This is a genomic window from Streptomyces sp. A1136 (assembly GCF_004795055.1).
Lineage (GTDB): Bacteria > Actinomycetota > Actinomycetes > Streptomycetales > Streptomycetaceae > Streptomyces.
Genome location: NZ_SSBJ01000009.1, coordinates 64842 through 87828 on the forward strand (window position 1 = coordinate 64842; position 22987 = coordinate 87828).

At 70.8% G+C, this 22987-nt stretch carries 25 protein-coding genes and 4 tRNA genes; 21 read left to right on the forward strand and 8 right to left on the reverse strand.

Annotation, left to right across the window (positions count from 1 at the left end):
* Positions 1-18 precede the first annotated feature (18 nt).
* Positions 19-882 (forward strand): zinc metalloprotease HtpX, encoded by an 864-nt coding sequence (htpX, locus tag E6R62_RS11065; protein ID WP_136213201.1) that lies wholly within the window; start codon positions 19-21, stop codon positions 880-882.
* Positions 879-1271: a YccF domain-containing protein gene (locus E6R62_RS11070; RefSeq protein ID WP_136213202.1), complete on the forward strand. Its 393-nt coding sequence runs from the start codon at positions 879-881 to the stop codon at positions 1269-1271. The genes htpX and E6R62_RS11070 overlap by 4 nt, the downstream gene beginning before the upstream one ends.
* A gap of 283 nt (positions 1272-1554) precedes the next feature.
* Here the strand turns inward: E6R62_RS11070 and E6R62_RS11075 are convergent, their stop codons facing one another.
* The 3 genes from E6R62_RS11075 to E6R62_RS11085 form a co-directional block, all read right to left on the reverse strand.
* Entirely contained in the window at positions 1555-2877 is a 1323-nt protein-coding gene (locus E6R62_RS11075) for an APC family permease (RefSeq protein WP_136213302.1), read from the reverse strand.
* Between the two features lie 33 nt (positions 2878-2910).
* Positions 2911-4344, reverse strand: a complete 1434-nt coding sequence (locus E6R62_RS11080; protein WP_136213203.1) for a SulP family inorganic anion transporter — start codon at positions 4342-4344, stop codon at positions 2911-2913.
* Between the two features lie 408 nt (positions 4345-4752).
* Complete coding sequence (locus E6R62_RS11085; protein ID WP_136213204.1) at positions 4753-5241, reverse strand: YajQ family cyclic di-GMP-binding protein; 489 nt, start codon at positions 5239-5241, stop codon at positions 4753-4755.
* Positions 5242-5441: 200 nt separating this feature from the next.
* Between E6R62_RS11085 and E6R62_RS11090 the strand changes: the two genes are divergently transcribed.
* Positions 5442-5523: transfer RNA gene (locus tag E6R62_RS11090), tRNA-Tyr, on the forward strand.
* A 118-nt stretch (positions 5524-5641) separates the two neighbouring features.
* On the opposite strand, the gene E6R62_RS11095 is transcribed toward E6R62_RS11090, so the two are convergent.
* Positions 5642-6157, reverse strand: coding sequence for a hypothetical protein (locus E6R62_RS11095; RefSeq protein ID WP_240801605.1), 516 nt, complete (start codon positions 6155-6157; stop codon positions 5642-5644).
* 149 nt (positions 6158-6306) lie between these two features.
* Here E6R62_RS11095 and E6R62_RS11100 point away from each other — a divergent pair, with 149 nt between their 5' ends.
* Positions 6307-6705, forward strand: coding sequence for a DUF3574 domain-containing protein (locus tag E6R62_RS11100; RefSeq protein ID WP_240801606.1), 399 nt, complete (start codon positions 6307-6309; stop codon positions 6703-6705).
* A gap of 114 nt (positions 6706-6819) precedes the next feature.
* Here E6R62_RS11100 and E6R62_RS11105 read toward each other — a convergent pair whose 3' ends face one another.
* Positions 6820-7476: an SDR family oxidoreductase gene (locus E6R62_RS11105; protein WP_136213205.1), complete on the reverse strand. Its 657-nt coding sequence runs from the start codon at positions 7474-7476 to the stop codon at positions 6820-6822.
* Between the two features lie 75 nt (positions 7477-7551).
* The gene (locus E6R62_RS11110) at positions 7552-8868 is read right to left on the reverse strand and encodes an amidohydrolase family protein (RefSeq protein WP_136213206.1); all 1317 of its coding nucleotides are present in this window, start codon (positions 8866-8868) and stop codon (positions 7552-7554) included.
* 421 nt (positions 8869-9289) lie between these two features.
* Between E6R62_RS11110 and E6R62_RS11115 the strand changes: the two genes are divergently transcribed.
* The 9 genes from E6R62_RS11115 to E6R62_RS11155 all read left to right on the forward strand — a co-directional run bounded on the left by E6R62_RS11115 (position 9290) and on the right by E6R62_RS11155 (position 14698).
* Positions 9290-9362: transfer RNA gene (locus tag E6R62_RS11115), tRNA-Thr, on the forward strand.
* Positions 9363-9410: 48 nt separating this feature from the next.
* Positions 9411-9483: transfer RNA gene (locus E6R62_RS11120), tRNA-Met, on the forward strand.
* Positions 9484-9572: 89 nt separating this feature from the next.
* On the forward strand, positions 9573-9737 hold the full coding sequence (gene rpmG / locus E6R62_RS11125) for a 50S ribosomal protein L33 (protein WP_003956487.1): 165 nt from the start codon (positions 9573-9575) through the stop codon (positions 9735-9737).
* A gap of 95 nt (positions 9738-9832) precedes the next feature.
* Positions 9833-10285 (forward strand): MaoC family dehydratase N-terminal domain-containing protein, encoded by a 453-nt coding sequence (locus tag E6R62_RS11130; RefSeq protein ID WP_136213208.1) that lies wholly within the window; start codon positions 9833-9835, stop codon positions 10283-10285.
* A 1-nt stretch (position 10286) separates the two neighbouring features.
* Entirely contained in the window at positions 10287-10715 is a 429-nt protein-coding gene (locus tag E6R62_RS11135) for a MaoC family dehydratase (RefSeq protein ID WP_136213209.1), read from the forward strand.
* 156 nt (positions 10716-10871) lie between these two features.
* The gene (locus E6R62_RS11140; protein WP_136213210.1) at positions 10872-11498 is read left to right on the forward strand and encodes a TetR/AcrR family transcriptional regulator; all 627 of its coding nucleotides are present in this window, start codon (positions 10872-10874) and stop codon (positions 11496-11498) included.
* Between the two features lie 88 nt (positions 11499-11586).
* Positions 11587-13092, forward strand: coding sequence for an MFS transporter (locus E6R62_RS11145; protein WP_240801607.1), 1506 nt, complete (start codon positions 11587-11589; stop codon positions 13090-13092).
* A 118-nt stretch (positions 13093-13210) separates the two neighbouring features.
* The gene (locus E6R62_RS11150) at positions 13211-14266 is read left to right on the forward strand and encodes a UDP-N-acetylmuramate dehydrogenase (RefSeq protein WP_136213211.1); all 1056 of its coding nucleotides are present in this window, start codon (positions 13211-13213) and stop codon (positions 14264-14266) included.
* A gap of 15 nt (positions 14267-14281) precedes the next feature.
* Positions 14282-14698: a hypothetical protein gene (locus E6R62_RS11155; protein ID WP_136213212.1), complete on the forward strand. Its 417-nt coding sequence runs from the start codon at positions 14282-14284 to the stop codon at positions 14696-14698.
* Here the strand turns inward: E6R62_RS11155 and E6R62_RS11160 are convergent.
* Both E6R62_RS11160 and E6R62_RS11165 read right to left on the reverse strand, forming a co-directional pair.
* Positions 14688-15707 carry an adenosine deaminase gene (locus E6R62_RS11160; RefSeq protein ID WP_136213213.1) on the reverse strand — a complete coding sequence of 340 codons (1020 nt, stop codon included), beginning with the start codon at positions 15705-15707 and terminating at the stop codon, positions 14688-14690. The two genes, E6R62_RS11155 and E6R62_RS11160, sit on opposite strands and share 11 nt — an antisense overlap.
* 183 nt (positions 15708-15890) lie before the next feature.
* Entirely contained in the window at positions 15891-17117 is a 1227-nt protein-coding gene (locus tag E6R62_RS11165) for a pyridoxal phosphate-dependent aminotransferase (protein WP_136213214.1), read from the reverse strand.
* Positions 17118-17319: 202 nt separating this feature from the next.
* On the opposite strand from E6R62_RS11165, the gene E6R62_RS11170 reads away from it, so the two are divergent.
* The 8 genes from E6R62_RS11170 to rplL all read left to right on the forward strand — a co-directional run bounded on the left by E6R62_RS11170 (position 17320) and on the right by rplL (position 22611).
* A tRNA-Trp gene (locus tag E6R62_RS11170) sits at positions 17320-17392 on the forward strand.
* Between the two features lie 105 nt (positions 17393-17497).
* Positions 17498-17779 carry a preprotein translocase subunit SecE gene (gene secE, locus E6R62_RS11175; protein WP_030298162.1) on the forward strand — a complete coding sequence of 94 codons (282 nt, stop codon included), beginning with the start codon at positions 17498-17500 and terminating at the stop codon, positions 17777-17779.
* Positions 17780-17863: 84 nt separating this feature from the next.
* On the forward strand, positions 17864-18808 hold the full coding sequence (gene nusG, locus E6R62_RS11180) for a transcription termination/antitermination protein NusG (protein ID WP_136213215.1): 945 nt from the start codon (positions 17864-17866) through the stop codon (positions 18806-18808).
* 165 nt (positions 18809-18973) lie between these two features.
* Positions 18974-19408 carry a 50S ribosomal protein L11 gene (rplK, locus tag E6R62_RS11185; protein ID WP_136213216.1) on the forward strand — a complete coding sequence of 145 codons (435 nt, stop codon included), beginning with the start codon at positions 18974-18976 and terminating at the stop codon, positions 19406-19408.
* Between the two features lie 87 nt (positions 19409-19495).
* Entirely contained in the window at positions 19496-20224 is a 729-nt protein-coding gene (gene rplA, locus E6R62_RS11190; protein WP_030154662.1) for a 50S ribosomal protein L1, read from the forward strand.
* A 204-nt stretch (positions 20225-20428) separates the two neighbouring features.
* Positions 20429-21310 carry an LppX_LprAFG lipoprotein gene (locus E6R62_RS11195; protein WP_240801608.1) on the forward strand — a complete coding sequence of 294 codons (882 nt, stop codon included), beginning with the start codon at positions 20429-20431 and terminating at the stop codon, positions 21308-21310.
* Between the two features lie 273 nt (positions 21311-21583).
* The gene (rplJ, locus tag E6R62_RS11200) at positions 21584-22114 is read left to right on the forward strand and encodes a 50S ribosomal protein L10 (protein WP_030710304.1); all 531 of its coding nucleotides are present in this window, start codon (positions 21584-21586) and stop codon (positions 22112-22114) included.
* 110 nt (positions 22115-22224) lie between these two features.
* Positions 22225-22611 carry a 50S ribosomal protein L7/L12 gene (gene rplL / locus E6R62_RS11205; RefSeq protein ID WP_136213217.1) on the forward strand — a complete coding sequence of 129 codons (387 nt, stop codon included), beginning with the start codon at positions 22225-22227 and terminating at the stop codon, positions 22609-22611.
* Positions 22612-22987: the final 376 nt, after the last annotated feature.

Genomic DNA, 22987 nt, shown 5'->3' on the forward strand with positions numbered 1-22987 from the left:
CCATTTGGAGGGCGTACCGTGCACCGCCGGCACAACGGGCTGAAGACCGCCGTACTCCTCGGCGGGCTGTCGGCACTCATCATCCTCATCGGAAGCCTCTTCGGGCGGGGCGGCCTGATCGTCGCCGTCCTCGTCGCGCTCGGCACGAACGCGTACGCGTACTGGAACAGCGACAAGCTGGCTCTACGCGCGATGCGTGCCCGTCCCGTCAGCGAGTTCGAGGCGCCCGCGCTCTACCGCATGGTGCGCGAGCTCTCCACCTCCGCGCGCCGGCCCATGCCCCGGCTCTACATCTCGCCCACCGAAGCCCCCAACGCCTTCGCCACGGGCCGCAACCCGCGCAACGCCGCCGTGTGCTGCACCGAAGGAATCCTGCGCATCCTCGACGAGCGGGAGCTGCGCGGCGTCATCGGCCATGAACTGAGCCACGTCTACAACCGGGACATCCTCATCTCGTCGGTCGCCGGAGCCCTCGCCTCCGTGATCATGTTCCTGGTGAACTTCGCCTGGCTGATCCCGATCGGCCGCTCCGACGACGACGAGGGGCCGGGCCTCCTCGGCATGCTGCTGGTCATGATCCTGGGGCCGCTGGCCGCCTCCGTGATCCAGCTCGCCATCAGCCGCTCGCGCGAGTACGAGGCCGACGCCTCCGGCGCCCAGCTGACCGGGGACCCGCTGGCCCTGGCAGGCGCCCTGCGCAAGCTGGACGCGGGCACCAAGCAGCTCCCGCTGCCGCCCGAGCCCCGCCTGGAGACGGCGAGCCACATGATGATCGCCAACCCCTTCCGCCCGGGTGAGGGACTCTCCAAGATGTTCTCGACGCACCCCCCGATGGCCGAGCGCATCGCCCGGCTCGAACAGATGGCAGGCAGGACCCAGTGAAGACCATCCTGAACGTCGTATGGCTCGTACTCAGCGGCATCTGGCTGTTCCTGGGCTACTGCCTCGCGGGCCTGATCCTCTGCGTCACCATCATCGGCATCCCCTTCGGGATCGCCGCCTTCCGCATCGCCGTGTACGCCCTCTGGCCCTTCGGCTACACCACGGTCGAGCGGCGGGACGCGGGCGCCGCGTCCTGCGTGGGGAACGTGCTCTGGCTCGTCCTGGCCGGCTGGTGGCTGGCCATCGGCCACATCGTCACGGGCCTCGCCCTGTGCGTCACGATCATCGGCATCCCGTTCGGCATCGCCAACTTCAAGATGGTCCCGCTCTCCCTGTTGCCGCTGGGCCGCGAGATCGTCCCGACGGACGCCCCCTTCGCCTCCAGCTGAGCGGCTTCGCCCGACGAGGGGTCGGCGCGGGGCCGGGGCCGGGGTGATCGGCGCAGGTCAGGACGATTGTCAGTGGGGTGGTCCACCATGAACACATGGACGAGACCAAGCGGTTGCCACAGCAAGCCCCCCACTCGGAATCCAACTCCCCGCAGGCGCGAGGGCAGTCTCGCGCACGGCCCTCGCCTGCCCCTCCGGAGACCGGTACGCGGCCCCGCGCCGCCCCCATAGGCGGCTGCCGCGGACCCCGCCCGCCACCTCGGCGCGACGGCCTGACCCGTCCTCACATGGCGTGCCCACGACGGCTTCGCACGGCATAGACCGCCGCGCCCGACAGCAGGACCGCCGCCCCCGCGACCGCCGACGCGAGGGGCAGCGCACACGCGAGCGCCACACAGCCGGCCAGCCCGACCGCTGCCCCGGCCCGGTCCTTGACACCTGAATCCAGCGTCCACGCCGAAGCGTTCGCGATCGCGTAGTAGGCCAGTACTCCGAAGGACGAGAAGCCGATCGCGCCCCGCAGATCGGTGGTGGCCGCGAGCAGCGCCACCACGGTGCCCACCGCGAACTCCGCATGGTGCGGCACCCGCCGCCGGGGATGCACGGCGGCCAGCACGCGGGGCAGATGGCCGTCCCGGGCCATCGCCAAAGCGGTGCGCGACACCCCGAGCACGAGGGCCAACAGCGAGCCCAAGGCGGCCAAGGCCGCACCCGCCCGGACGACCGGGGCCAGTCCGGGCCACCCGGCCGCGCGTACCGCGTCGGCCGGCGGGGCCGTGGACCCCGCCAGCGCCCCGCCGCCGAGCACGGTCAGGACCGCCACGGCGACGGCGGCGTACACCAGCAGGGCGATGCCCAGCGCGATCGGCACGGCGCGCGGGATCGTCCGCTCCGGATCGCGCACCTCCTCGCCCAAGGTGGTGATCCGGGCGTACCCGGCGAAGGCGAAGAACAGCAACCCGGCGCCCTGCAACAGCCCGGCCACGCCCGCCCCTCGCGCAACTCCCCACAACCCGTCCACCGCCGGGCCGCCGCCGAGCCGCCCCGGCTCCGCCGCGTGGGAGGTCAGACAGACGACCACCACCGCGGCCAGCACCACCAGCACCGCCGCCACGATCACCCGGGCGATCCTGGCCGACTTCTGCACACCGCCGTAGCTCGCGGCGGTCAACGCCAGCACCGCGGCCACGGCCACCGCGTGCTGCCGCTCCGGCCACAGGTACGCCCCCACGGTCAGCGCCATCGCCGCGCAGGAGGCCGTCTTGCCGACGACGAAGCCCCAACCGGCCAGATATCCCCAGAACGGGCCGAGCCGCTCACGCCCGTACACGTACGTGCCGCCGGAGGACGGGTACCGGGCGGCGAGCCGCGCGGAGGACCGCGCGTTGCAGTAGGCCACGACGGCCGCCAGGCCGAGGGCGGTGAGGAGCGCCGCGCCGGCCGGGCCCACCGCTCGCGCGGCCGGGGCGAGCGCCGCGAAGATCCCGGCGCCGATCATGGCGCCCAAGCCGACCACGACGGCGTCGAAGACACCGAGCGTGCGCTTCAACCCGGGGTGCCGCGGCGGCTTGTGGGCCGACGGCTCGTCCACCGGTGACTCCTCCATGGGCAGGTCGTCCATGGCGGGAGGCTAACCGCCCTACGTGACGCCCCGGGGGCGCGGGAGTGGCGAGCGCTGCTTCTCCCAGCCGTCGAGGGCGGTCAGACAGGCGTGGTCCAGATGCCGCAATCCGGTCAGGTCGAGCCGCACCGACTGGCCCGGCGGCAGGCCGTCGAGGGAGTCCAGCATCTTGGGCAGCCGCAGGAAGCTGGCGGTTCCCACCATGCGCACGCACAGCACGTCCCCCTCCGCCTCCCAGACCTCCTCGATCTGCACTTGAGAGGTCTCCCAAGCCGCCTTGGCGACAGCCAGTCCGAGACCGACCAGCACGCCCTCGAAGAGGTTGGTGGCGACGATCGCGGTGGCCGTCGCCACCAGGACCACGGCCTCGCCCCGGTGGGTGCGCCACAGAGCGGCGACCGCCCTCGCGGGGAGCAGCTTCCATCCCGCGTGCAGCAGTACCCCGGCCAGGGCGGCCAACGGCACCGCCTCCAGCGCGCCGGGGAAGGCCACGGCGAACAGCAGGAGCCAGCCGCCGTGCATGACCCGCGCCGCCCGGGTCCGAGCCCCGGCCTCCACGTTCGCGGCGCTGCGTACGATCACCGCCGTCATCGGCAGGGCCCCGAGCAGCCCGCACATCAGGTTGCCCACACCCTGGGCCACCAGTTCCCGGTCGTAGTCGGTGCGGGGTCCGTCATGCATGCGGTCCACCGCCGCCGCACTGAACAGGGTCTCCGCAGAGGCGATCAACGCGATCGCCGCCACCGTCCCGAACGCGCCCACGGACGCCAGCGCCCCGAGGTCTTCCCATCGGGGCAGCGACACCGCTCCCAGTACGCCCGTCACCCGCACCCGCTCGACCGGCATCCGCAGCAGCCCCGCCACCGCGGTGGCCGCCGCCACGCCGACCAGCGCCCCGGGCACGAGCCGCAGCCGGGCCGGCATTCGGCGCCACACCACCAGGACGGCAATGGTCCCCACCCCGAGCCCCACGGCCCCCCAGTCGGCCCGCCCACCCAACGCGGCGACGCCGGAGAGCTTCTCCAGGGTCTTCGCCGGTGCCTCCACACCCCCCAGGGCGTAGAGCTGCCCGGCGATCAGCACGAGCCCGATCCCGGCCAGCATCCCGTGCACCACGGCGACCGAGATCGCCCGGAACCACCGCCCGACCCGGAGTACCCCCATGCCCAACTGCATCGTCCCCGCGGCGGCCACCAACACCCCGAGCGCGGCCAGGCCGTACGCCTGCACCGCCTCGTAGACCAGCACGGTCAGCCCCGCGGCCGGCCCGCTGACCTGGAGTGAACTCCCACGGAACCAGCCCGTCACCAGCCCGCCGACGACGCCGGTCACTATGCCCAGCTCGGCCGGCACGCCGGAGGCGACGGCCACCCCCACACAGAGCGGCAGCGCGACGAGCGCGACGACGACGGACGCCCCGAAGTCTTCGCGAAACGTGTCGGCCCCAGGCATACGAGAACTCCCTGTCACACGGTGACGGATGGCACTCAGCGTGACGGGCCTCCGGCCCGGTGCCTAGTGACCACCGGGAGCCCTGGCGGAGCACGCGCCGCTCACGCCCGGCGCACCCCACCCTCGTCCCACGCCCCGCGCGGAACGCGAGTGACGGCCCTCGTCACGCCCCCGGCGCCGGGCGCGTTCGCCCGCTGTCCGGCGTACGGGCGGGGAGCCGGCACGGGGGCGGGGAGCCGGTGCGGAAGGACCGGTGCGGGGGGAAGGGCCGGTGCGGGAAGCCCACGATCACGTCCGGCGCACGGCGAGGGCGCAGCGCGGGCAGCCGTCGAGCCATTGCTCGGCGGTGTGCCCCCGTTGCGCCCTGCCACGCTCGTCAGGCCCGCTCGGGCAGAGCGAAGGCGCTGGTCAGCGGTAGTTCACGAACTGGATCGCGAAGTCCAGGTCCTTGCCCTTGAGGAGCGCCTGGATGGCCTGGAGGTCGTCGCGGCTCTTGGAGCTGACGCGCAGCTCCTCGCCCTGGACCTGCGCCTTGACGCCCTTGGGGCCCTCGTCCCGGATGATCTTCGCGACCTTCTTGGCGTTCTCCTGGGAGATGCCTTCCTCGATCGTCGCGAAGATCTTGTACTCCTTGCCGGAGAGCTGCGGCTCGCCGGCGTCCAGCGCCTTGAGCGAGATGCCGCGCTTGACCAGCTTGGTCTCGAAGACGTCGAGGATGGCCTTCACGCGCTCCTCGGAGTTCGCCTCCATGAGGATCTTCTCGCCGGACCAGGCGATCGACGCGCCGGTGCCCTTGAAGTCGTAGCGCTGCGAGAGTTCCTTGGCGGCCTGGTTGAGGGCGTTGTCGACCTCCTGCCGCTCGACCTTCGAGACGATGTCGAAACTGGAGTCGGCCATGTGCTGTGGCTCCTTGAAGTCGGCTGGCTGTGCCCCGTGGGGCCGCGGCCGGACATCCCCGGACCGCTCCGCAAAGCCTAGCCACCGCGCTCCCGTGCGGTACTGATCAATCCGGTGGCGAAGCACCCCCGGTCATCGGGTATTGTTTACGTCGTTGCCACGGAGCGCCGCCGTAAGGCGGAAAAACGGCAACAACCCTTGGCGGTGTGCCCGAGTGGCCAAAGGGAGCAGACTGTAAATCTGCCGGCTCAGCCTACCCAGGTTCGAACCCTGGCGCCGCCACGCGAGTGAGGCCCCCGTCTTCTGCGGAAACGCAGAAGACGGGGGTTTCTTCGTTGTCCTCGCAGTGTCCCCGCGTTGTCCCCGCCCGGGGGCAAGTCCCCGCGGCGCGGCGGGGGTCCTAGCCCGCCGGGTCCGTCACGGTCAGGTGGTACGTCGTGTCGACCGTGAAGCCGTCGGTCGCGGCGGCGTTGATCTCCAGCACGAAATGGCCGGGCGGCAGCGGCGTGAGGCCGCACCACAGGCCCCAGGCCACGCGGGGCACTCCGCGCACCAAGAAGGTCTTCGAGCTGAACTCGCTCACCCTCAGCGGAGCGCTGTTCAGCGCCGCCGACGCCCTCGCCACGTCGAGCGCCCACGGCCCGGTCACGAAGGGCACCGCCGCGCGCTGCGTGTTCAGTACCGGGAAGAACACCGGCCGGCCCGCCGGTACGGCGCACCGCCGCACCACCCGGCCGCCGTGGGAGCCGGCGAGGAACCAGAGGTCGTCGGGCTGACGCCACCCCGCCTCGCGCCCCGTCGTATCGAAGACGGGGCTGTGCTCCCGCGGCGCCGACATGGCCCACTTCCACCACCGGGCGGCGAGTCGGCCGCCCTTCGCCCCGCCCAGGCGCCATTCGCCCTCGCCCACGCCCACGCCCACACCCCCCGGTACGTCGCACGACCGCCATCGGCGGCCGAACCGCAGTGACCCTATCGGGCGCCCCGGGCGCAACGATCAACACGTGCCGTCGTTCACGGGGCGTGAATCGGACATCGAATACGCGTGGCAAGGTCGGCGGCGGAGTGCTCATCGCCCTGCTCGGCGCGGGCATCCCGGCCCTGGTCGGAGCAGCCCTGCACCCCCGGGTAGGGGCGCCGTACCAGGAGACCCGGCTTTACTTCGGCACCGCGCGGCCGGTCGGTCAGGCCCCTGTCGGGGAAGAGGAGTTCAACCGCTTCATCGACCGCGAGGTGACCCCGGCGTTCCCCGAAGGGCTCACCGTCCAGGACGCGCACGGCCAGTGGCGCGGCAAGGGCGGGACGATCGTCCACGAGACGTCCTACGAGGTGGTGCTGCTCTACCCGAAGAAGGAGGCCGACGACCGCAGCGTGCGCATCGAGCACATCCGGCAGGCCTACGAGCGGCAGTACGAGCAGGACTCCGTCGGCCGCTCCGACGACGAGGTCACCGCCGAGTTCTAGCGCGGCGGCAGCGGCACACGAGGCCGTCGCGCCCGGCCGCCCCGCCGAAGTCGCCCCGTCGCGCCCGCCCGCCCCGCCGAAGTCGCCCCGTCGCGCCCGCCCGAGCCGCCCCGGTCAGTTGCCCGCCACGGCCTTGACGGCCACCGCGACCGGGGTGGACCCGGAGACGAGTTCCAGCGTCAGACCGGCCGTCGCCGGGGTCTCCACCAACTCCGCCAGTACCGCCGCCACATCGTCGCGCGGGATCGACCCCGCCCCCGTGCGCGCCTCCAGGCGGACCAGCCCCGTACCGTCGGCATCGGTCAACGTGCCGGGGCGCAGCACCGTCCACTCCAGGCCGAGGCGCGTGCGGAGGTGGTCGTCGGCCTCCCCCTTGGCGCGCAGGTAGTAGTCGAAGACCTCCTCGCCCTGGTGATTGGCGTCCGCCCCCATCGAGGAGACCATCAGGAAGCGTCGTACGCGCGCCCGTTCGGCCGCGTCGGCGAAGAGCACCGCCGCCGCACGGTCCACCGTGTCCTTGCGCGCGATGCCGCTGCCGGGACCGGCGCCGGCCGCGAACACGGCCGCGTCCGCGCCCTGGAGGATTCCCGCCACGTGCTCCACCGTGGCCGACTCCAGATCGCACAGCACCGGTTCGGCGCCCGCCTCCCGCAGGTCGTCGCCCTGCTCCGGGTCGCGGATGATGCCCGCGACCTCGTACCCGCGCGCGGAGAGCAGCCGCTCCAGCCGCAGCGCGATCCGACCGTGTCCACCCGCGATGACGATGCGCATGACCCGACCGTACGACGAGCCGGGCCCGCCCGCCCGCGAACGTCCGGCGAACGGTCGGTGCACGTCCGCCGCCGCTCAGGGCCCGGACTCGGTACGCCCCTGTCTGGGCAGGTCCAGGGCGACCGCCACCGCCGAGTCGCAGTACTCCCGTACGGCACTCGTCCGGGCTACCACGCGCCCCCGGTGGATCACGATGCGGCTGTACGCCAGGGAGAGCACCCCCGCGATGCGGTCGCCGCGGACGGCGAGCAGCTCCGCCGGGAAACCCGCCTCCACCCGCACCTCCGGCAGGCCCATCACCTCCCGGGCGGTGGCGCTGACCGCCTCGTACGCCTCCGCCGGGCGCAGACCGCCCTGGGAGGCCAGCAAGTACGCGGCTTCCAGCGGGTCGCCGCGACCGACCGGGTTCCCCGCGTCCCGCAGCGCCCCGCTCCCCGCCGCGACACGGACCCCGGCGCTGCGCAGGAGGCGTACGGGCGCGGTGCGCAGGCCCCGGCGCTCCAGGGCGGCGCAGTCGCCCTGCGGGAGGCAGGTGACGCCCACCCCGGCCGCGGCCAGCTCGTCGGCGGCGCGGCTCGCCACGTCCAGCGGCAGCCGCGACAGGCCGCCGCAAGGGCCGATGGTCACGCCGGGACGAGAGTCCCGCGCCATCGCCGCCAGCCGGGTGAGGCGGGCCGGATCGTCACCGTCCGTGTGCAGGTCGACGGGGCAGCCCTGCTCGCCGGCCAGTTCCAGGACGGTGTGGAGGTAGCCGGCCGGGTCGGGGTCCAGGTCGGGGCAGCCGCCGATCACCGAGGCGCCCATCTTGACGGCGTCACGCAGCATGGCGCGGCCGTCCGCCCCGGCGACACCGGTGAGCAGGCGGGGGACGGCGACCGCGGTCAGGTCGGCGAGTCCGCGCAGCGAGCGGCGGGCCTGGAGCACGGCCTCCAGCGGACCGAGCCCGTGGACGTCGTCGATGCGTACGTGGGAGCGCATGGCGGTGGCGCCGTGGCCGAGCTGGAGCAGGGCGGACTCGGTGGCCCGGCGCTGGACCTCGTCGGTCGTGTACGGGACGGGGCCGTCGACGTCCGCCGTCATGGCGGTGTCCCCGTGGGCGTGCGGTTCGGCGGGGGCGGGGAGCAGGAGGTAGCCGCTCAGGTCCACGCGGGAGAGTGCCGGGGAGGGCAGGCTGCCGACGGCGCCCACCGCCTGGACGCGGCCACCGCGCAGCCGGACGTCGACGGAGCGGCCGTCGGGGAGGCGCGCACCGGTGAGGAGCAGTGTGGTCACCTCGCCGCCTCCCGCGCCGGGCCCCCCGGCGGGACCGCCCCGCGCGGGCCCGTACCCGCCGCCGTCACCCCGGCCACCGCGCGGGGGAGGGGAGGGCTGCTGCGGTTGGCTGTCGGACATCGCGCTCCTGCGGTGGCTCGGGCGGTTCCTGGGCCGCGGCTCCCGGCCCGCGGCCCAAGATCACGCAGCGTGCTCAGAGCCTAGGGCGCGGGGGTGGCCGGTTCACGGAGGAGCGCAATAGTCGTACCGGTGTGGTGCCTCGGGAAGGCCGGTGGGACGGCGGACGGCCCGGAGCGCGACGGGCCGGCGGGGCGGGCCGGCGGGACGGATGGACGAGGCGGGTGGACGAGGCGGGCGCTCGGCCGCGCGAGGAAGCCTCCCCGCCGTGTGAAGCGCGCCACAATCTCCCCGAATCGGTGGGGAAAACGGGTCGGAAGGGGTTCCCGAGTCGATTCGGAATCAAGGCCGGAGGGCCTCCGAGCCCTGTCGCCCCAAAGGATTTGGGCGATCGGCGGGCGACCGTGTAATGTCTTCATCGCTCGCCCCAATAGCTCAGTCGGTAGAGCGTCTCCATGGTAAGGAGAAGGTCTGCGGTTCGATTCCGCATTGGGGCTCTGGTGAGAGAGGTTCCCCACCCTCGGGTGGGGAGTCGATCACATCAAAGCGGCGTAGCTCAGTCGGTAGAGCAAGCGGCTCATAATCGCTGTGTCACCGGTTCAAGTCCGGTCGCCGCTACACACAGTAGCCGATTGCGGGGTCGGTCTCCCGGTCGGCTACTCTTGTATGCGTTCATCCGTCCCAATTGTCCGTCAAGGAGCACTCACGTGGCTGCCACCGACGTCCGCCCGAAGATCACGCTGGCCTGCGTGGAGTGCAAGGAGCGGAACTACATCACCAAGAAGAACCGGCGTAACAACCCGGACCGTCTTGAGATGAAGAAGCACTGCCCGCGTTGCAACTCGCACACCGCGCACCGCGAGACCCGCTGATCCTGGCGAGTCTCGAACACAGGCACCGTCATGAGGTCGTCCCCTTCATTGGGGGCGGCCTCGTGTCGTTTCCCCTCAACTGGAGGTAGTGAGCCATGGCCCTCGACCAGACCTTCGTGGGGCGGAGCTACCCGCCCACCGATCCGTACGAGGTCGGCCGGGAGAAGATCCGCGAATTCGCGGTTGCGGTGGGTGACGAAAACCCCGTCTACACCGACCCGGAAGCCGCCAAGGCGTTCGGCCACCCGGATGTGATCGCCCCGCCGACCTTCGTGTTCGCCATCACGTTCGCGGCCGCCGGCCAGGTCGTCGAGGACCCACAGTTGGGGCTCGACTACAGCCGCGTCGTGCACGGCGACCAAAAGTTCGCGTACGTCCGTCCGGTGCGGGCGGGGGACCGGCTGTCGGTGACCTCGACGATCGAGGCCGTGAAGTCGATGGCCGGCAACGACATCATCGACATCCGCGGCGAAGTACACGACGAATCCGGCGAGCACGTGGTGACGGCGTGGACCAAGCTCGTGTCCCGCGCCCCTGAGGAGGCCTGACATGACCGCGCAGATCCAGTACGCCGATGTCGAGGTCGGCACCGAGCTGCCCGCGGCGTCCTTCCCCGTGACGCGCGCCACGCTCGTCCGGTACGCCGGCGCTTCGGGTGACTTCAACCCGATCCACTGGAACGAGAAGTTCGCCAAGGAGGTCGGGCTGCCGGACGTCATCGCGCACGGCATGTTCACGATGGCCGAGGCGATCCGGGTGGTCACCGACTGGGTGGGCGACCCGGGTGCGGTCGTCGAGTACGGGGTGCGGTTCACCAAGCCGGTGGTCGTCCCGAACGATGACCAGGGTGCGCTGATCGAGGTCACCGCGAAGGTCGCCGCCAAGCTGGACGACAACCGGGTCCGGGTGGACCTGACGGCCCTGAGCGCGGGCCAGAAGGTCCTCGGGATGTCCCGCGCGGTGGTCCGGCTGGCGTAGGCGTACGCCTGGGCGCGCGCCGGCAGTGCAGGCGCAGGCGTAGGGCGGGCGGGGGGCCCGGGGGGAGGCGGGCCCGCCCGGCTCCCGCCCCCTCGGGCGGAAGTCATCGCCCACCACCGCTTGACCAAGTTAGTGATTGAGCACTAACTTTCTCGTATGGCAAGGATGAGCGCAGAGGAACGACGCGAGAGCGTCATCCGCGCGGCGATGCAGGAGTTCGCCCGCGGGGGCTACTACGGCACCTCCACCGAGGTGATCGCCAAGCGCGTGGGCGTATCGCAGCCGTACCTCTTCCGGCTCTTCCCCAACAAGCAGGCGATCTTCGTCGCCGCCGTCGCCCGCTGCACCGAGGACATCCGCGTCGTCTTCGAGGAGGCCGCCGCGGGGTGCACGAGCGAGGAGGCCCTCCATTCCATGGGGGACGCCTACCTGCGGCTCATCGCGGAGCACCCCGACAAGCTCCAGATGCAGCTCCAGGCCAGCCTCACCGTCGCCGCCGCCGAAGCCGCCGGCGAGGCCGAGTTCGGGGAGATGGTGCGGGCCGGCTGGATGAGGCTGTGGGACACCGTCCACCTCGCCCTCGGGGCCGACATCGACCAGACCACCGACTTCATGGCGCACGGCATGCTCATCAACACCCTCACGGCCCTCGGCTTCCCGCCCGACCACCGCGTCTGGGCGGGCTGCTACCTCAACGGCAAGAAGTCGGCGGCGGCGTCTCCCGCCGGCGGTGAAGGCGAGGGTCCGGGCGGGGTCGGGAACCCGGGCGAGGTGGACGCGTAGCCGCCGGTTCGGTGCTGCGCACTTCGCCCTTTCATTTGCCCAGTCAAGTTAGTCAGCAATAACTAACAAAGTCTCCCAGGGGGAATCCGTGAACGAGCAGATAGCCGCACCACCCGCCCTCAGTCGATCGGCCGTCTGGGCCCTCGTCATCACCGGCGCCGCCAGCTTCATGGCCGCCCTCGACAACCTCGTCGTCACCACCGCCCTCCCCGCCATCCGTGCGGACCTCGGCGGCAAGCTCGAAGACCTGGAGTGGACGGTGAACGCCTACACGCTCACCTTCGCCGTCCTCCTCATGTTCGGTTCCGCCCTCGGCGACCGCTTCGGCAGGCGACGTCTGTTCATCGGCGGGCTCTCGGTCTTCACCCTCGCCTCCGCCGCTGCCGCCCTCTCGCCCGGCATCGACGAGCTCATCGCCGCCCGCGCCGTCCAGGGCGTCGGCGCCGCCGTGATGATGCCGCTCACCCTCACCCTCCTCACCGCCGCCGTCCCGGCCGCACGCCGGGGCATGGCCCTGGGCATCTACGGAGCCGTCACCGGCCTCGCCGTCGCCAGCGGCCCCCTCATCGGCGGCAGCCTCACCGAGCACGTCTCCTGGCAGTGGATCTTCTGGATCAACGTCCCGATCGGCCTGGCCCTGGTCCCGCTCGCCCGACTCCGCCTGGCCGAGTCCACCGCCCCCGACGCCCGGCTGGACGTCCCCGGCACGCTCCTCATCAGCGGTGGTCTCTTCGGGATCGTCTACGCCCTGGTCAACGCCAATGCCAAGGGCTGGACCAGTACGCCGGTCCTGACCGGCCTGATCCTCGGCGTCGCGCTCGTCGGCGGCTTCATCCGGCACGGCTCCGGCAACCCGCACGCCATGCTCCCGATGCGCCTCTTCCGCAACCGCGGCTTCCTCGGGATCAACCTCGCGGGTCTCCTGATGTTCCTCGGCATGTTCGGGTCGATCTTCCTGCTCAGCCAGTTCCTCCAAGGCGTCGCCGGCTACTCGCCCACCGAGGCGGGACTGCGCATGCTGCCCTGGACCGGAATGCCGATGATCGTCGCGCCGATCGCCGGCATCCTCTCCGACCGGATCGGCAGCCGCCCCGTCGTCACCGCCGGGCTCGCCTTCCAGGCCGTCGGCCTAGGCTGGTTCGCGGTGATCCTCAGCGCGGACGTCTCCTACGCCGCCCAGCTGCCCGCCCTCATCCTCAGCGGCATCGGCATGGCGCTGTACTTCGCCCCCGCCTCCAACGCGCTGATGTCCACCGTCACCCCCGCGGACCAGGGCAAGGCATCCGGCACCAACAACGCGCTGCGCGAGGTCGGCGGCGCCCTCGGGGTCGCGGTCCTGGCCTCGGTGTTCTCCGCCCAGGGCGGCTACGAGACCCCGCAGGCCTTCACCGACGGCACCGTCCCCGCCCTGTGGATCGGCGCCGGGGCCGTGGCCCTCGCCGCCGCACTGGCCCTACTGCTGCCCCGCAAGGGGAAGACCGAGCCGGCGGCGACCCGGTCGGCGGCCCCGGCGGCCGACACCACCGAGGACGCGGCCGAGGGCGCGGCGGTCGGCGCCGTCTCCGGCGCGCGGAAGGTGCCCGCCGCGGGCTGAGCCTAAACGGCGGCGAACCGACGCCCGACCGGCGACGAACCGGCCGCCGCACCACCCCCCCGAGCCACGGTCCGTGCCCCGCGAGGATGCGAGGGGCACGGACCGTACTCTTGTCCCCGTGCAGGAACTCCACGACGCCCCCCTCGCCCCGCTGACCACCTTCCGGCTCGGCGGCCCCGCCGCCCGGCTGGTCACCGCGACCACCGACGCCGAGGTCATCGACGCCGTCCGGGCCGCGGACGCCGCCGGCACCCCGCTGCTCGTCATCGGCGGCGGAAGCAACCTCGTCATCGGCGACCAGGGCTTCGACGGCACCGCCCTGCGCATCGCCACCACCGGTTTCCACCTCGACGGGACCCGGCTGGAGCTCGCCGCGGGCGAGAACTGGAGCGACGCGGTCGCCCGGACCGTCGACGCCGGCCTCGCCGGGATCGAATGCCTCGCCGGCATCCCGGGCTCGGCCGGTGCCACGCCGATCCAGAACGTGGGGGCGTACGGCCAGGAGGTCTGCGACACCATCACCGAGGTCGTCGCGTACGACCGCACCACCGGCGAGACGGTCACCCTCACCGCCGCCGAGTGCGACTTCCGCTACCGCGACAGCACCTTCAAGGACCAGCCCGGCCGCTACGTCGTCCTGCGCGTCCGCTTCGCCCTGGAAGACGCCGGCGGGCTCTCCGCCCCCGTCAAGTACCCCGAGACCGCCCGCGCCCTCGGCGTGGAGGCCGGCGACCGCGTACCGGCCGTCGTCGCCCGCGAGACCGTCCTGCGCCTGCGCGCCGGCAAGGGCATGGTCCTCGACCCGGCCGACCACGACACCTGGTCCGCCGGTTCCTTCTTCCACAACCCGATCCTGACCGACGAGGCCTACGCCGCCTTCCTCGCCCGCGTCCAGGACCGCCTCGGCGCCGACACCACCCCGCCCGCCTACCCCGCCGGTGAGGGCCGCACGAAGACCAGCGCCGCCTGGCTGATCGACAAGGCCGGCTTCACCAAGGGCTACGGCACCGGCCCCGCGCGCATCTCCACCAAGCACACCCTCGCCCTCACCAACCGGGGCGAGGCCACCACCGAGGATCTCCTCGCGCTGGCCCGCGAGGTCGTCGCGGGCGTCCACGAGGCCTTCGGCGTCACCCTGGTCAACGAACCGGTGACGGTCGGCGTCAGCATCTGAGGAGTACCGGCCGCCATGCGATGTCCCCTGCACGGGGCCGGTACGGACCCCACCCGGCTGGTGGGTCGCGCGATCAAGGCGGTCGTCGCGTCCTGGCACGTCTACGAGGGCGAACGCTCCGAGGCCCCGCTCGACGTCTGGCTCCTCGACAGCGACGGCGAGTCCACCCGCATCACCACGGGCTCCGACCAGTGCCTCATCGTCGAGTCCGAGACCCCGCACCAGCCGTACGACATGGGGGAGTGGGGCCGGATCGAGGTCGGCGAGGACCTCGGCGACCATCCGTTCCTGCGCCATCTCGGCGAGACGGTCGCCACCGTCGCCGAGTACGCCACGCCCGAGACCGGCCGCACGCACCTGGAGATCGGTTTCGCCGACGGCGACCGGGTACGGGCCGACTGCTACGAGGGGGACCTGCGGCTCACCCGCTGAGCCAGTGGTCGATCCCGTCCAGCAGCTTGGCCCGGACCTCCTCGGGCGCCGCGGAACCGCGCACCGACTGCCGTGCCAGCTCGGCCAGCTCCCCGTCCGTGAAAGCGTGGTGGCGGCGCGCGATCTCGTACTGGGCGGCCAGCCGGGACCCGAACAGCAGCGGGTCGTCCGCGCCCAGCGCCATCGGCACCCCCGCCTCGAAGAGCGTGCGCAGCGGCACGTCCTCGGGCCGTTCGTACACCCCGAGGGCCACGTTGGAGGCGGGGCAGACCTCGCAGGTGATCTGCCGGTCCGCGAGCCGCTTGAGCAGCCGGGGGTCCTCCGCGGCCCGGACGCCGTGCCCGACACGGGCGGCGTGCAGGTCGTCGAGGCAGTCCCGCACGGAGGCCGGGCCCGTCAGTTCGCCGCCGTGCGGGGCCGCGAGCAGGCCGCCCTCACGGGCGATGGCGAAGGCCCGGTCGAAGTCACGGGCCATGCCGCGGCGCTCGTCGTTGGACAACCCGAACCCGACGACGCCCCGATCGGCGTAGCGGACGGCGAGGCGGGCCAGTGTGCGGGCGTCGAGGGGGTGCTTCATGCGGTTGGCGGCGATGATGACGCGCATCCCGAGACCGGTGTCGCGGGAGGCGGCCTCCACGGCGTCGAGGATGATCTCGACGGCCGGGATCATGCCGCCCAACAGGGGGGCGTAGGAGGTGGGGTCCACCTGGATCTCCAGCCAGCCCGAGCCGTCGCGGACGTCCTCCTCGGCGGCTTCCCGGACCAGCCGGCGGATGTCGTCGGGCTCGCGGAGGCAGGAGCGGGCGGCGTCGTAGAGCCGCTGGAAGCGGAACCAGCCGCGCTCGTCGGTGGCCCGCAGCTTGGGTGGCTCACCGGCGGTGAGGGCGTCGGGCAGGCGCACGCCGTACTTGTCGGCGAGCTCCAGCAGGGTGGACGGCCGCATGGACCCCGTGAAGTGCAGGTGCAGATGGGCTTTCGGCAGAAGCGTGAGATCGCGTACGTGCTCCATCCGGTGATCCTGCCGTACCGCCGCGCTCGGCGGGAGGGGGTTTCCCTGATCGGGGGCCCCTCGAACGCCCGGGCGCCACATTTTCCGGGCTCCGCACCGCACCCCTCTCGCGGAAATGGCCGAGCGGCGCCTCCCGGTGGGGGAGGCGCCGCTCGGGGGTGGTGCCGGGGGACCGCCGAAGGCCTACGCCTTGGCCTCCGCCAGGAGGTTCTGGATGCGGGTCACGCCCTCCACCAGGTCCTCGTCGCCCAGCGCGTACGACAGGCGCAGGTAACCCGGGGTGCCGAAGGCCTCGCCCGGGACGACCGCGACCTCGGCCTCGTCCAGGATCAGGGCAGCAAGCTCCACCGAGGTCTGCGGGCGCTTGCCGCGGATCTCCTTGCCGAGCAGTTCCTTCACCGACGGGTAGGCGTAGAACGCGCCCTCCGGGGTCGGGCAGAAGACGCCGTCGATCTCGTTCAGCATCTTGACCATCGTCTGGCGGCGGCGGTCGAAGGCCTTCCGCATCTCCGCGACCGCGTCCAGGTCGCCCGAGACGGCGGCCAGCGCCGCGACCTGCGCCACGTTGGAGACGTTGGAGGTGGCGTGCGACTGCAGGTTGGTCGCGGCCTTGACGACGTCCTTCGGGGCGATGACCCAGCCCACGCGCCAGCCGGTCATCGCGTACGTCTTGGCGACGCCGTTCACGACGATGCACTTGTCGCGCAGGGCCGGGACCAGCACCGGGAGCGAGGTGAACTTCGCGTCGCCGTAGACCAGGTGCTCGTAGATCTCGTCCGTCAGGACCCACAGGCCGTGCTCCGCCGCCCACTCGCCGATCGCGCGCGCGTCGTCCTCGCTGTACACCGCGCCGGTCGGGTTCGAGGGGGAGACGAACAGGACGACCTTGGTGCGCTCGGTGCGCGCCGCCTCCAACTGCTCGACGGAGACCCGGTAACCCGTGGTCTCGTCGGCGACGACCTCCACCGGCACTCCGCCGGCGAGGCGGATCGACTCCGGGTACGTCGTCCAGTACGGGGCCGGGACGATGACCTCGTCGCCCGGGTCGAGGATCGCGGCGAACGCCTCGTAGATGGCCTGCTTGCCGCCGTTGGTCACCAGGACCTCGGAGGCGTCGACCTCGTAGCCGGAGTCGCGCAGCGTCTTGGCGGCGATCGCGGCCTTGAGCTCGGGCAGACCGCCGGCCGGCGTGTAGCGGTGGTACTTGGGGTTGCGGCAGGCCTCGACCGCGGCCTCGACGATGTAGTCCGGGGTCGGGAAGTCGGGCTCGCCCGCGCCGAAGCCGATCACCGGACGCCCGGCGGCCTTGAGGGCCTTGGCCTTGGCGTCGACGGCGAGGGTGGCGGACTCGGAGATTGCGCCGATACGGGCGGACACCCGGCGCTCGGAGGAAGGCGTTGCAGAGGTCATACGGCAATCGTCCCAGACCGCAAACGGCGGCCGCACACCGTTCCACTGAGCGGACGCGGGAGATCCGGATGCGCCCCCGGCGGCTTCTGTTCGACGTCAGGGCCCGGACCACGTACACTCACCTGTCGTTGGTCCTCACCGACCGCCCCAGAGCGTGAGCACTCCGTGCACTCGCCCGGATGCGGTAGGTTGGGGAACGCAAAGGGTCGTAGCTCAATTGGTAGAGCACTGGTCTCCAAAACCAGCGGTTGGGGGTTCGAGTCCCTCCGGCCCTGCTCCACACTCCTTCTCGGACGTGTGCGCAGGTACGTACTTCGATGCAACGCCGTGCGGCGCAACCGGGCGCGGCTACGGCCACGACCCGGATTCAGGTGAGAGACGTGACGGACGCCCTGGGCTCCATCGACATGCCTGACGCCGAGGACGACACCCGCGAGAAGAAGGCCCGCAAGGGCGGCAAGCGCGGCAAGAAGGGTCCTCTGGGCCGGCTCGCGCTGTTCTACCGCCAGATCGTCGCGGAACTCCGCAAGGTTGTCTGGCCGACTCGCAACCAGCTCACGACGTACACCACTGTGGTGATTGTCTTCGTCGTCATCATGATCGGTCTGGTGACCGTGATTGACTATGGGTTCCAGGAAGCCATCAAGTTCGTCTTCGGCTGATCCCCGCGGAGGGCGGCCCCTTGATGGGTGCCGCCCGTTTTCGCATGTTCGACCACCTTTTGTATCCAGGAAGAAGCAGCCACCGTGTCTGACCCGAACCTGAACGCGAGCCACGACTCCGTCGAGTCCGTCGAGGACGAGCTCGACATCGTCGAGGCGGCGGACGCGGACGTCGATGAGGCCGAGGCCGCCGACGCCGAAGCGGGTGCCGCTGCCGAGGAAGCCGCGCTGCACGTCGAGTCCGAGGACGAGGCCTCCGACGAAGCGGAAGCCGACGCCGACGCCGACGTCGAGGCTGCCGACGCCGCCGAGGTCGAGTCCGACGACGACGCCAACGCCGACGAAGACGCTGCCGACGAAGACGCCGTCGAGGACGCCGCCGAGGCCGAGGCCGAAGAGCCCGCCGAGCCGGTCGACCCCATCGAGGCGCTGCGTGACGAACTCCGCCGGCTGCCCGGCGAGTGGTACGTGATCCACACCTACGCGGGCTACGAGAAGCGCGTGAAGGCGAACCTGGAGCAGCGCGCCGTCTCGCTGAACGTCGAGGAGTTCATCTACCAGGCCGAGGTGCCCGAGGAAGAGATCGTCCAGATCAAGAACGGCGAGCGCAAGAACGTCCGGCAGAACAAGCTGCCCGGTTACGTTCTCGTCCGCATGGATCTGACGAACGAGTCGTGGGGCGTCGTCCGCAACACCCCGGGCGTCACCGGCTTCGTCGGCAACGCCTACGACCCGTACCCGCTGACCCTGGACGAGATCGTCAAGATGCTCGCCCCGGAGGCGCAGGAGAAGGCCGCCAAGGCCGCCGCGGAAGAGGCCGGCCTGCCCGCGCCCGCCGTCAAGCGCCAGATCGAGGTCCTCGACTTCGAGGTCGGCGACTCGGTCACCGTCACCGACGGCCCGTTCGCGACGCTCCAGGCGACGATCAACGAGATCAACCCGGACTCGAAGAAGGTCAAGGGTCTCGTCGAGATCTTCGGTCGCGAGACCCCGGTCGAGCTGAGCTTCGACCAGATCCAGAAGAACTGATCTTCTGGTTCCACGCTTCCGAACAGGTCAGAACGCCCCGTAAAGGGCGGTCTGACCTGCTCGGTTTTCAGCCCCGCACCGATACCCGTTATCGTGGTGCGGTATGCCTCCATCCGGATGACCGGATTGGCGGCGAAAAACTCTCACTAGGACCCGGAGAGAGCAATGCCTCCCAAGAAGAAGAAGGTCACGGGGCTTATCAAGCTCCAGATCAAGGCCGGTGCGGCCAACCCGGCTCCGCCGGTCGGCCCCGCGCTCGGTCAGCACGGCGTCAACATCATGGAGTTCTGCAAGGCCTACAACGCCGCGACCGAGTCGCAGCGTGGCATGGTCGTGCCGGTGGAGATCACGGTCTACGAGGACCGCTCCTTCACCTTCATCACCAAGACGCCGCCGGCCGCGCGCCTCATCCTGAAGAGCGCGGGCATCGAGAAGGGCTCGGGCGAGCCGCACAAGACCAAGGTCGCGAAGCTCACGCGTGACCAGGTCCGCGAGATCGCCACGATCAAGCTTCCCGACCTGAACGCCAACGACCTCGACGCCGCCGAGAAGATCATCGCCGGCACCGCCCGTTCCATGGGCATCACGGTCGAAGGCTGATTCAGCCACCCCAGCACCACCAGTGGTAGGGCCAAGCGCTGGCCCGCACCACGACTCCATGCCTGAAGCCGAAATACAGGAGCAGAAGTGAAGCGCAGCAAGACTCTCCGCGCTGCGGACGCCAAGGTCGACCGGGAGAAGCTGTACGCCCCGCTCGAGGCCGTCCGTCTCGCCAAGGAGACCTCCACGACCAAGTTCGACGCCACCGTCGAGGTCGCCTTCCGCCTGGGTGTCGACCCGCGCAAGGCCGACCAGATGGTCCGCGGCACCGTGAACCTCCCGCACGGCACCGGTAAGACCGCCCGGGTCCTGGTCTTCGCGACCGGTGACCGTGCTGCGGCCGCGGAAGCCGCCGGCGCCGACATCGTCGGCGACGACGAGCTGATCAACGAGATCGCCAAGGGCAACCGCCTGAACGAGTTCGACGCCGTTGTCGCCACGCCGGACCTCATGGGCAAGGTCGGCCGCCTCGGCCGCGTGCTCGGTCCCCGTGGCCTGATGCCGAACCCGAAGACCGGCACCGTCACCATGGACGTCGCCAAGGCTGTCACCGAGATCAAGGGTGGCAAGATCGAGTTCCGCGTCGACAAGCACTCGAACCTGCACTTCATCATCGGCAAGGTCTCCTTCACCGATGAGCAGCTGGTCGAGAACTACGGCGCCGCGCTGGACGAGATCCTTCGTCTGAAGCCGTCCGCCGCCAAGGGCCGCTACGTCAAGAAGGCCGCCCTCAGCACCACGATGGGCCCCGGCATCCAGCTGGACTCCAACCGCACCCGGAACCTCCTCGTCGAGGAAGACCCGGCTGCTGTCTGATCGGTCGCGGCCTGACTCCGGTCACGGCTCACCGAGTGGCTGAACGCTGAACGGGCTCCTCGCCCCCTTCACAGGGCGGCGAGGGGCCCGTTTCGCATGTTCGTGGCGGAAACGTGCGTAAATCCGCGCGATCCATGTCCCTACCACCCAGTAAGGTCGCTCTGACCAGCAACACACAGTGATGCGCAGGGGTGGGGAATTTAAGTGAACACGTATCGGAAGAAGACGGTCGTCGCCGTGGCCGCGGCCGTACTGCTGGCCGGCGGGGCCACGGCGTGCGAGGGCGGAAAGAAGGACGGCGCCGCCGCTCCGGCGAAGAGCGCGACGGGCGCTTCCGCCACGCCGAGCGCCCAGAAGCCGGCGCAGGCGGAGCCCGCCTCCTTCCTGGAGCAGGTGAAGAAGGGCTCCGAGGACATCACCTCGCTCCGCTACACCATGTCCGGCACTGTGGCCGGCCAGTCGCTCTCCGGGGACGTGGCCATGCGCCTCAAGCCGGAGGTGGCGATGTCCATGAAGATGGCCTCCCCACAGGCGGAGGGCGGCACCGTCGATCTGCGTCTCATCGGCAACGTGATGTACATGGGCAGCGAGGGCAAGTACCTCAAGATCGACCTGAAGGACGCGAACCCGGGCGCGGCGGCCCAGCTGGACGCGCTCGGCAAGGCCGGCCAGGGTGGCGAGAACCCGGGGGACCGGGCGAACCAGCTGAGCGGGGCCAAGGACCTGAAGTCGCTCGGCGAGGAGACCGTCGACGGGCAGAAGACCACGCACCTGACCGGCACGGTCAGCCTGGAGCAGATGAAGGCCGCGGCGGCCGCGGGTTCCCCGGAGGCCAAGGAGCGCCAGGAGAAGAGCGTCAAGCAGCTGGAGGACCAGGGCGTCCGGAGCATGGTGATGGACATGTGGATCGACTCCGCGAACCACACCAAGCAGGTCCGTACCCAGGGCCAGACCGCCAAGGGCCCGATGGACGTCACGATCAAGTTCACCGAGTACAACCAGCCGGTCGAGATCACGGCGCCCCCGGCCGACCACGTCGTGGACCTCGCCGAGATGACGAAGGACGGCGGCGGCGCCCAGGGCTGAGCCCGGCGCGGTGGGGCGGTTCGAGGGCGATTTGCCTCGGGTCGCGTGCTTCACGTACAGTTCCCCAGAAGCCAAAGACCGCTGGTCGTTGCCGTGCCCGCAAGGGTGCGGCGGCCGAAGGATCCGCTGGATGCGGACGACCCGCGTAGGTGACTGAGGAAAGTTCCCGAGTTTCACGATTCGGTTGAGCTACGCCCTGGCGCCTGCGCCGGGGCGTTTTGTATGTAGCCCCTTCTGAGCGGTCCTCATCACCCGGAAGGAGGCCGACGCTCTATGGCAAGGCCCGACAAGGCTGCCGCGGTAGCCGAGCTCACGGACCAGTTCCAGAGCTCGAACGCCGCCGTGCTGACCGAGTACCGGGGTCTCACCGTCGCGCAGCTCAAGACGCTGCGTCGTTCGCTCGGTGAGAACGCCCAGTACGCCGTGGTGAAGAACACGCTGACCAAGATTGCGGCCAACCAGGCCGGGATCACCGCGTTGGACGAGCACTTCGCTGGTCCGACCGCGGTCGCCTTCATCACCGGTGACCCGGTGGAGTCGGCGAAGAGCCTGCGTGACTTCGCCAAGGACAACCCGAACCTCATCATCAAGGCGGGTGTCCTTGATGGTAAGGCGCTCACCGCCGATGAGATCAAGAAGCTTGCGGACCTCGAGTCCCGCGAGGTTCTGCTCAGCAAGCTGGCCGGCGCGTTCAAGGGCAAGCAGTCTCAGGCTGCCTCGCTCTTCCAGGCGCTGCCGTCGAAGTTCGTCCGCACCGCGGAAGCGCTTCGCGTCAAGCTCGCCGAGCAGGGCGGTGCCGAGTAATTCGGCTCGCGCACTGATCCACGCCGCCTAGCGCGTGGGTCGTAGCGGGCCGTTACGCCCGCCTCTCTATACATCCGGCACCTGCCGAATTAGTGGAAGGATCGCCCATCATGGCGAAGCTCTCTCAGGACGACCTCCTCGCCCAGTTCGAGGAGATGACCCTCATCGAGCTCTCCGAGTTCGTGAAGGCCTTCGAGGAGAAGTTCGACGTCACCGCCGCCGCGGCCGTCGCCGTTGCCCCCGCGGGTGGTGCCGCCGGTGGCGACGCCGCCGTCGAGGAGGAGAAGGACGAGTTCGACGTCATCCTCACCGGTGCGGGCGACAAGAAGATCCAGGTCATCAAGGTCGTGCGCGAGCTGACCTCCCTGGGTCTGAAGGAGGCCAAGGACCTCGTCGACGGCACCCCGAAGCCGGTCCTCGAGAAGGTCAACAAGGAGGCCGCTGACAAGGCCGCCGAGTCCCTCAAGGCTGCCGGCGCGGCTGTCGAGGTCAAGTAACACCTCTGAGGCTCCCAGGGGCCTCTTCAAAGGGCGGTCACCCGTAAGGGTGGTCGCCCTTTGGCGCACCCGGAGTGCCTGATTTGCCCTGCTCTCGTTGGGGAGTAGGGTGATCTTCGTCGTCCTGGAGCGGGGGCCGGAGGTGATCCGCTCGGAGCAGGGGGCCTTGACGAACGGGCGGCGGCGCGCAATTCTCAGACCCGTCGTGGGAGATCCCCCCGCACCGCTCCGGCCCGAGGCCTGGATCGGCGGTCACGGATCTGCGGTCCGAGGCATGGATCGACTACGAAGAGGGCAGTACTGATACGCGCTCTGTTTACGGGCGCGGCAAAGTTGGGCACCGTGTTGGTTGAACATGGTGTTGGTTGATCGAGTG